General features: G+C 30.7%; 5 protein-coding genes. All 5 read right to left on the reverse strand.

Annotated features, from left to right (window positions below; translation table 11 throughout):
* Nucleotides 1-238: 238 nt before the first annotated feature.
* Nucleotides 239-2884, reverse strand: a complete 2646-nt coding sequence (gene secA / locus L8D11_RS01835; protein ID WP_236869974.1) for a preprotein translocase subunit SecA — start codon at nt 2882-2884, stop codon at nt 239-241.
* A gap of 163 nt (nt 2885-3047) precedes the next feature.
* Nucleotides 3048-4703 (reverse strand): chaperonin GroEL, encoded by a 1656-nt coding sequence (gene groL, locus L8D11_RS01840; protein WP_236869975.1) that lies wholly within the window; start codon nt 4701-4703, stop codon nt 3048-3050.
* Nucleotides 4704-4720: 17 nt separating this feature from the next.
* Entirely contained in the window at nt 4721-5011 is a 291-nt protein-coding gene (groES, locus tag L8D11_RS01845) for a co-chaperone GroES (RefSeq protein WP_236869976.1), read from the reverse strand.
* Nucleotides 5012-5244: 233 nt separating this feature from the next.
* A complete protein-coding gene (polA, locus tag L8D11_RS01850; RefSeq protein ID WP_236869977.1) occupies nt 5245-7812 on the reverse strand; it encodes a DNA polymerase I in 2568 nt (855 codons plus the stop codon).
* 2 nt (nt 7813-7814) lie between these two features.
* The gene (gene trpS / locus L8D11_RS01855) at nt 7815-8810 is read right to left on the reverse strand and encodes a tryptophan--tRNA ligase (protein WP_236869978.1); all 996 of its coding nucleotides are present in this window, start codon (nt 8808-8810) and stop codon (nt 7815-7817) included.
* Nucleotides 8811-9010: the final 200 nt, after the last annotated feature.

Raw genomic sequence — 9010 nt, forward strand, 5'->3', positions numbered from 1 at the left:
GAATTAGTATAGAGCAACTCTAAAAATCTAAATTTAAATTAACAAAAAAACTTAAGTGGTAGTGCCTAGAAAAAAATAAACCCCAGGAATATTGCGCTGTCTAGCGAAAAAGTGCATGAAGTCAGGAAAAATATAAATTGGGAATTTTAATAAAAAACTTTCCAATCTGAAAATATGAGGAAATACCAATGGTATACCTGATAAAAATTTACTCATCATTCCTTAAATCCAGCTCAGGTTATATTATCATTCCATGGCAATGCTTGTGTTTTTTATTCGAGCCACATGGGCAAGGTTCATTTCTGGCAACTTTACCCCATGTGTTTGGATTATTTGAATCCATTTTTTGATTATCTATTAGGGAACTAACTTCTTTTTTGCTCTCATGAATATTGTCCATGGAATCTAGCTCATCTAAACTTGATAATTCGTGTGATATTTGGATTTTTGCAGATGTACAAATTATATTTTCATCAAGCTCTAAAAACATATCCTCAAATAGTTTAAAAGCCTCAAATTTATATTCATTCAATGGATCTTTCTGTCCATATGCTCTTAAATTTATTCCTGCCTTTAATCTGTCTAAAGAGTGAAGATGCTCTTTCCAAAATTGATCTAGGGTAACAAGAAAAATTCTTTTCAAAGCTTCATTAAACACTTCATCACCAAACTGTTTCCTTTTATTTTGAAAAATTTCTGCAGTTAAATTATCTAGATTATTTAATATTTCAGCTTTTTTTTGTCCTTCCTCAATATTAAAATCAACTGCATAAATTCTATGAATTTCATGTAAAATTTCTTTTTTTTCCCATTCTTCTTCATATGATTTATCTAGTATAAACTTGTCTATCAAATATTTATTCTGTATTTTCACTTTTTCATCAATAATATCATCAAATTTTTCTTCTCTCATAATGTTAATTCTTTGCTCATAAACAACCTTCCTTTGTTCATTCATTACGTCATCAAATTTTAATAAATTTTTTCTGATTTCATAATTTCTTGATTCAACCTTTTGCTGAGCTTTTTCTAATGATTTATTAATCCATGGATGCTCAATAGCTTCATCATCTTTAAGCCCAAGTTTTCCTAAAAAATTTCCTATTTTAACTGAGCCAAATATTCTCATCAAATCATCCTGCAGTGACAAAAAGAACTTTGTTCTTCCTGCATCTCCTTGCCTACCTGCCCTTCCCCTTAACTGATTATCAATTCTTCTAGATTCATGCCTCTCAGTACCAATTACAAATAAACCTCCAATTTCTAAAACTTTTTTCCTATCTTGTTGTATTTGTTGCTTAATTAATTCAACTTCTGAATCAGATATAGTTTTTCCCGTAGATTTAGCTTTTATTATAACTTCTTCATTTCCACCAAGTTTTATATCAGTACCACGCCCTGCCATGTTAGTTGCAATTGTAACTGCACCAAGCCTTCCTGCCTGTGCAATTATATCAGCTTCCTGCTCATGTAATTTTGCGTTAAGCACATTATGTTTAATTCCATTTTTCCTTAAAATTTTAGATATATGCTCAGATTTTTCAATACTGATAGTACCTATTAATATTGGTTGTAATTTATCATGAGCTTTTTTAACCTCTTCAAGTATTGCATCATTTTTTGCATTTTCGGTTTTATATATTACATCATGCTCGTCAATCCTGGTTACAGGTATATTTGTTGGTATTTGCACAACTTCCAAATTATATATACTTAACAACTCTTGCGCTTCTGTCATTGCCGTTCCTGTCATACCAGCAAGCTTTGGATACATTCTAAAATAATTTTGAAATGTGATAGAAGCTAATGTTTGGTTTTCATCTTGTATAGAGACTTTTTCTTTTGCCTCAATCGCCTGATGCAATCCTTCTGAATACCTTCTTCCATCCATGATTCTACCAGTAAACTCATCTATTATTAATATTTTTCCACCCTTTATTATGTAGTCAGTATCTAATTTGAATATTTTATGCGCCTTAATCGCTTGATTTAAATGGTGCACAATATTCATGTTTTCTATATCGTAAAGACCGCTATCTTTTTTTATAAGCCCTAAATCTTTTATTAACTGTTCAACCCTCTCATTTCCTTTGTCAGTAAAAAGTACTGATTTACTTTTTTCATCCAATTCATAATCATCTTCATGTAATAAAGATGCAATGTTATTTATTTTAACATACAGCTCTGGACTGCTAAATGATGGACCAGATATTATCAAAGGTGTCCTAGCTTCATCAATCAATATGCTATCAACTTCGTCAATAATTGCAAAATTGAATTCTCTTTGTACTAGTGAATTAATATTATGCTTTAAGTTATCTCTTAAATAATCAAAACCAAATTCATTATTAGTGCCATAAACTATATCGCATTCATATACTCTTTTTTTCTCTTCTTCAGGGGTATTATTAACTAAACATCCAACGCTTAGATTATGAAATTGGTAAATTTTCCCCATCCATTCTGAATCTCTTTTTGCTAAATAGTCATTGACAGTTACAACATGAACTCCCTTACCAGTTAAAGCATTTAAGTACACCGGCAACGATGAAACAAGCGTTTTACCTTCACCAGTTTTCATTTCCGTAATCATTCCTTTATGCAAAACCAAACCACCTAAAATTTGGACGTCATAGTGCCTTTCTCCTAATACCCTTTTAGCAGTTTCTCTAACAACAGCAAAAGCTTCTACAATTATATCATCCAATATTTGACCATTTTTTAACCTATCTTTAAATTCTTTAGTTTTAGCTTTTAGCTCATCGTCAGAAAGAGGGCTAATTTCCTTTTCAAAATTGTTTATTTTATTTAAAACTGGATTCAGTGATTTTAATATTTTTTCGCTTCTGGTACCAAAAACTTTTCTAGCTATATACTTTAACATTATGGTTATATTTCAAAATTTTAAAAAATGGATATTGATTTCATGCGTTCATATTAAATCATGTTTAGGCATTATGCAATGTTGTTTTTACTGATTTTATGGAACAAAAAAAGCTCCAAGATTTTCTCCTGGAGCTTTAATGAAAATAGAAAGTACGGAATTACTACATTCCCATACCACCCATTCCTCCCATGCCACCCATTGGCATTCCACCACCTGACATTGAGTCATCTTTTTTTGGAGCGTCGCAAACAGTTGCTTCAGTTGCAACTAATAGCGATGCAACAGAGACAGCGCTTTGAAGTGCATTTCTAACTACTTTTGTAGGATCCACTATACCTTTTTTAAACGCATCTATAACTTCATGATTTTGAGCATCATAAGTCATAGTATGTTTATTTTGTTCTAATAGTTTCTCAACTATTAATGCACTTTCCATGCCAGCATTCTCAATTATCTTACGAATTGGAGATGATAGAGCTTTTCTAACAATGTCAATACCTACAGTTTCATCAGCATTTTTACCTTTCATTCCATTTAACACTTTTGAGGCATACAACAAAGTACATCCACCACCAGGAACAATTCCTTCTGCAATTGCTGCTTTAGTAGCGTGGTAAGCATCTTCAACTCTATCTTTCTTTTCTTTTACTTCAACTTCTGTGATTCCACCTACTTTTAACACAGCCACTCCACCTGCTAATTTAGCAAGTCTCTCTTCCAACTTCTCCTTATCGTAATCAGATGTAGCTTCAGCAATTTGAGATTTTATTTGATCGCAACGAGCTTTGATATCAGACTTATTACCTGCACCATTAACAATTGTGGTATCATCTTTTGATATTAATATTTTTTTAGCACTACCAAGATCATCTAAAGTAACATTTTCAAGCTTATGCCCAAGGTCTTCACTAATTAGTTGAGCTCCTGTTAAAGCAGCTATATCTTCAAGCATAGACTTTCTTCTATCTCCAAATCCTGGAGCTTTAACTGCAGCAACTTTTAAGCCACCCCTTAGTTTATTTACTATCAATGTAGCTAAAGCTTCACCCTCAATATCTTCAGCAATGATTAAAAGTGGTTTTGATGATTGCACAACTTCCTCTAAAAGTTTTATCATTTGCTGTAAATTGCTGATCTTCTTTTCATATATTAAGATGTGTGCATCTTCTAATTCACATGTCATTTTTTCTGAATTGGTAACAAAATATGGTGAAATATAACCTCTATCAAAATTCATTCCTTCTACTACCTCTACTTCAAAAATATCACTTTTATTAGCCTCTTCAACAGTTATAACGCCATCTTTACCAACTTTTTCAAAAGCTTTAGCAATTTTTTCTCCAATGTCTGCATCACCATTTGCAGATATAGTAGCAACTTGAGATATTTCCTCAGATGAAGAAATATTTTTAGAAGCCTTTTTGATTTCATTAAGAATTTTTTCACTTGCAGCTTCAATGCCTCTTTTTAAATCCATTGGATTCATTCCAGCAGTAACAGCTTTAACTCCTTCTCTTGCAATAGCTTCTGCTAAAACAATAGTAGTGGTTGTTCCATCACCAGCTCTATCATTAGTTTTATTTGCAGCTTCTTTTAGAATTTGTGCACCTAGATTTTCAACTTTATCTTCCAGTTCAATTTCTTTTGCAACCGATACTCCATCCTTTGTAATTTTTGGCGCACCAAAAGATTTTTCGATTACTACATTTCTTCCTCTTGGCCCTAATGTTACACCTACAGTATCAGCAACTATTTTTATACCTTTCAGTAGTTTGTCTCTAGCTTGTGTTCCTTTGTCAATCATTTTTGCTGTCATTTTAAACTCCTATAAATTTATGATTTAATTATTCCTAAAATATCTGATTCCTTCATGATAAGGTATTCCTTGCCATCAAGTTTCACTTCTGTACCACCCCACTTAGCAAATAAAATCTTATTTCCTACCTTCACATCCAAAGGAGATATGTGACCTTTATCATCTTTTACACCAGATCCAACTGCTATCACTTTACCTTCCATTGGTTTTTCTTTTGCAGTGTCAGGGATAATAATGCCACTCTTGGTTTTGTGTTCTTCTTCTAGTCTCTCAACTAGTACTCTATCATGTAATGGTTGAAAATTCATTTTTACCTCAAAAAATAATTAGCTTTAAATATGCACCTTATATATATGTCAATTGTTTATTTTCAAGACTTTGAAAGCAAAATTTTAAAATCAATTTTCTATATTGACGTAAGTTATGGCTATAAAAGAAAAAAACTGCCAATTTTAGATTAAAAAATGGGATAAAAAGCATTTAATAATAATCGTCTTAAAAGGCAAGAGAAAATCATACTAAAGGCATTTTTTAGGATTAATTATTTTGTGTGATACCAATTTTTAGCATAAGAAATATCAACTTCAATTGGTATAGATAGTTTAAAAGTATTGATCATAATATTTTTAATTTTGACACAGCAATCACTTATAATTTCATCTGGAACTTCAAATAATAACTCATCATGAATTTGTAAGATCAAAAATTCCTGAAGATTTGGATCTAGATCTACCATAGCTTTTTTTATTATCTCAGATGCAGTTCCTTGGATGGGTGCATTAATTGCAGCTCTTTGAGCAAAATTTCTTAGGTTGTAATTTCTGTCATTAATATTTTCAATATAACATTTCCTTCCCATCAAAGTTTTCACATATCCATGCTTTTTCGCAAAATCAATAGTTGTGTCCATATACTCCTTAATGCCTGGGTATTGCTTAAAATATGATTCAATATATGAAAAAGCTTCTTCTCTTCCAATATTTAAACTATTTGCAAGACCATATGCACTTTGACCATATATAATACCAAAATTAATAGCCTTTGCTTTTCTTCTGTGTTCTGAATCAACTTTATCTAATGGAATTTCAAATATTTGACTAGCTGTTATACTATGAATATCTTTCTTCTGGATAAACGCATCTTTTAAACTTTTTATATTTGCAATATCAGCTAATATTCTAAGCTCTATTTGGGAGTAATCGCCAGAAATTATAGAGTAATTTTCCTTAGCAATGAAGGCTTTCCTTATTCTATTTCCATCACTTGTTCTTATTGGGATATTCTGTAAATTTGGGTCGTGTGAAGATAATCTGCCAGTTGATGTAGTGGTTAGAGAAAAAGTTGTATGTATCCTACCATCGTTCTTATTTATAGCTTTTTGCAAAGCATTTATATATGTGGATACTAACTTGGAATAATGTCTCCATTCTAAAATTTTTCTAGCAATTGGAATTCCTAAAGCTGCATGCTTCTCAAGTGTTTCAGCATCTGTGATATAGCCATCGCTTTTTTTGGCCTTCTTGCCACCTTCTAATTTTAACTTGTCAAAAAGTATTTCACCAATTTGTTTGGGTGAACCAATATTAAACTCTTCACCAGATAATTGAAAAATTTCATCTTGCAACAAACTTATCTTTTCCTCAAATTCTTTCCCCAGCTCCATCAATATACTTTTATCTATTTTTATTCCCTTATTTTCAATCTTAACCAATAATAAAAGTAGTGGCTTCTCAATGATTTCATATATTTCAAATTTTCTTTCATCTGCAAGTTGGACCTTTAAAATTTTATGAAGATTGAAGATGTAAAATGCATCATGATTTTTATAGTTTAGATTATAAAAATTATTCAGATTTTCAAAATTAATTTTTTGCTTACCGGTATGCAATGTATATGCAAGTAGTGAAATATCATCAAAGTTTCTAAATTTAATCCCTTTATTAATACATAAATGAATGACTAATTTTGCATCAAAACACACTTTCGTAATAGAAGTTTCTTCAAAAACCTTTTTAAGGCAGTTTAATATATCATAAAGATTATTATTACTAGAACCTTCGTCGTCAAAAGAAAGTAAATTTAACTGATTTGATAAATTAATATTGTATAGATAGCTTCCAAAATAACATGAAAATATATCACTGTTAAAATAAAAATAGAATTTTCCAAATTTTTCAATTTCAGGATATATTTTCCATAATTCATTTATTGTAATAACCTTTGTCTCAACTGAATTTATAACAGGAGATGGTTGATTTTTTAAAGACATTAGCTTATTTGTATTAAGTAATTTAAACTCATACTTATCTAAAAAATTAGCAAGCTTATCCTGAGTCACTATCTTAAATTTAAGTTGCTCAATATCGAAAGGTAGGTAAACATTTTCATCTAGTGTAACTAATTTTTTTGATAAAAAAGCTTCGTTTTTTGAATCTTCAAGTAAGTTTTTTATTCTTATTGGTTCAATTATCTCAAGGTTGCTGTAAATATTTTCTAGAGTCTCAAATTGATTGAGTAATTTTATTGCAGTTTTCGGCCCTACTTTTTTAACTCCTGGGATATTATCTGACGCATCTCCTGTAAGTGAAAGATAATCTGTCATTTGAGAATGTTTAATCCCATATTTCTCTAAAACTAAACTTGGGGTTATGTACTTTTTCTTAAGTGGATCAAAAATTTCAACATTATTTTGCATTAGTTGAATCAAATCTTTATCTGAGCTGATAATCCTAACTTTAAAATTTTTATTAAGAGCAATTTTAGTATACGTAGCAATTATATCATCAGCTTCAAAACCTGGCACCTCCACTGCTTTTACCCCAAATGCCTCAATTGCCTCTCTTATAATTGGAAATTGTATTTTTAACGCTTCATCTGGCTCCTCTCTATGGGCTTTGTATTCTGGGTAAAAATCATTCCTAAATGTTTTTTTTCCACTATCAAGTGCGATTGCAAGCATTTCACAATCATTGTCTTCAATAAGCTTTGCAAGCATATTAATGAAACCATAAACAGCACCAACTGGTATATCGTTAGAAGTTGTTAATGGAGGGAGAGAGTGAAATGCTCTAAATATAAAATTATACCCATCTACAATGCATAATGACATAATTAACTAATACCAATAATTTGCTTAACTATGCTGATATTTTTTTCAGCAATAGCTTTCGCTTTCATTGTTCCATTTTTTGCGATTTCTTCAAGGTATTTTTTATCTTCCATGATTTGAATCGTTTTTTGATGAATTGGACAGATTTTCTTTATAATAACATCAGCTAAAGCCTCTTTGAATTCAGAATTCTTCATTAATTCAAAATTTTTAACAACTTTATTAACATCAATCTCCGTAAAAGACGAATATATGTCTATGAGGTTTGAAATTTCAGGTCTATCGGTTGGATTATAGCTAATGCCTGGAGCATCGTCTGTTTTAGCTTTACGAATTTTCTTTCTTATTAATTCTTCATTATCAGACATATTTATTCTAGAAAGGTCAGATGGATCAGATTTACTCATTTTTTTAAAAGCATCCTTTAAACTCATAATTCTCTTTGCTTTAGAATCTATTGCAACATCAGGAATTGTAAAAATTTCTTTACCTACTTTCTTATTAAATGAAATTGCAATATCTCTAGTAAGCTCTATATGTTGCTTTTGATCTTCTCCAACAGGAACAATATTAGCATTATAAAGCAAAATATCTGCTGCCATTAAAACTGGATATGAATATAATCCCAGATTGGCCGTCTCTTTATTTTTTCCAGCTTTATCTTTAAATTGAGTCATCCTATTGAGCCATCCCATTTGTGTAAAGCAACTGAGTATCCAAGTAAGCTCAGAATGCTCAGAAATCTTTGATTGACGAAATATAGTTACATTATCTGGATTAAGACCAGCTGCAATATAAAGTGCAATATTATATCTAATATTTTCCTGCAATTCCTGTGGATTAAAATTTGAGGTCAGTGAATGCAAATCGACTATACAAAACAAACAATCATATTGTTGTTGCATTGCCACCCAATTCTTAATTGCTCCCAGATAATTACCTATTGTTATTTTGCCAGTTGGCTGTATTCCTGAGAAAACTCTTTTTTTATTATTCATACAATTTTTTATTATTGAAAGCTAGGTGATGATACAATAATATCGTGGCCTTTTCTAGGGATAATTAATTATAAAAGGCCGTTGCATAAATGCAAAGCAAGGAAGATATGCAATAAATGGATTTAAAAAATTAGATTCATATAAAGAAGAACGATAAGTTTGGTATAAAAGCTGATAGAATAATAGGAATTCAAGAAAGT

The sequence above is a fragment of the Candidatus Bandiella numerosa genome (genome assembly GCF_021811875.1).
Classification (GTDB): Bacteria; Pseudomonadota; Alphaproteobacteria; order Rickettsiales; family Midichloriaceae; genus Aquirickettsia; species Aquirickettsia numerosa_A.

Bases quoted from the DNA above. Each gene is read 5' to 3' on its own strand.
- secA (WP_236869974.1), bottom strand. From the start codon at position 2,884: ATGTTAAAGTATATAGCTAGAAAAGTTTTTGGTACCAGAAGCGAAAAA.
- groL (WP_236869975.1), bottom strand. From the start codon at position 4,703: ATGACAGCAAAAATGATTGACAAAGGAACACAAGCTAGAGACAAACTA.
- groES (WP_236869976.1), bottom strand. From the start codon at position 5,011: ATGAATTTTCAACCATTACATGATAGAGTACTAGTTGAGAGACTAGAA.
- polA (WP_236869977.1), bottom strand. From the start codon at position 7,812: ATGTCATTATGCATTGTAGATGGGTATAATTTTATATTTAGAGCATTT.
- trpS (WP_236869978.1), bottom strand. From the start codon at position 8,810: ATGAATAATAAAAAAAGAGTTTTCTCAGGAATACAGCCAACTGGCAAA.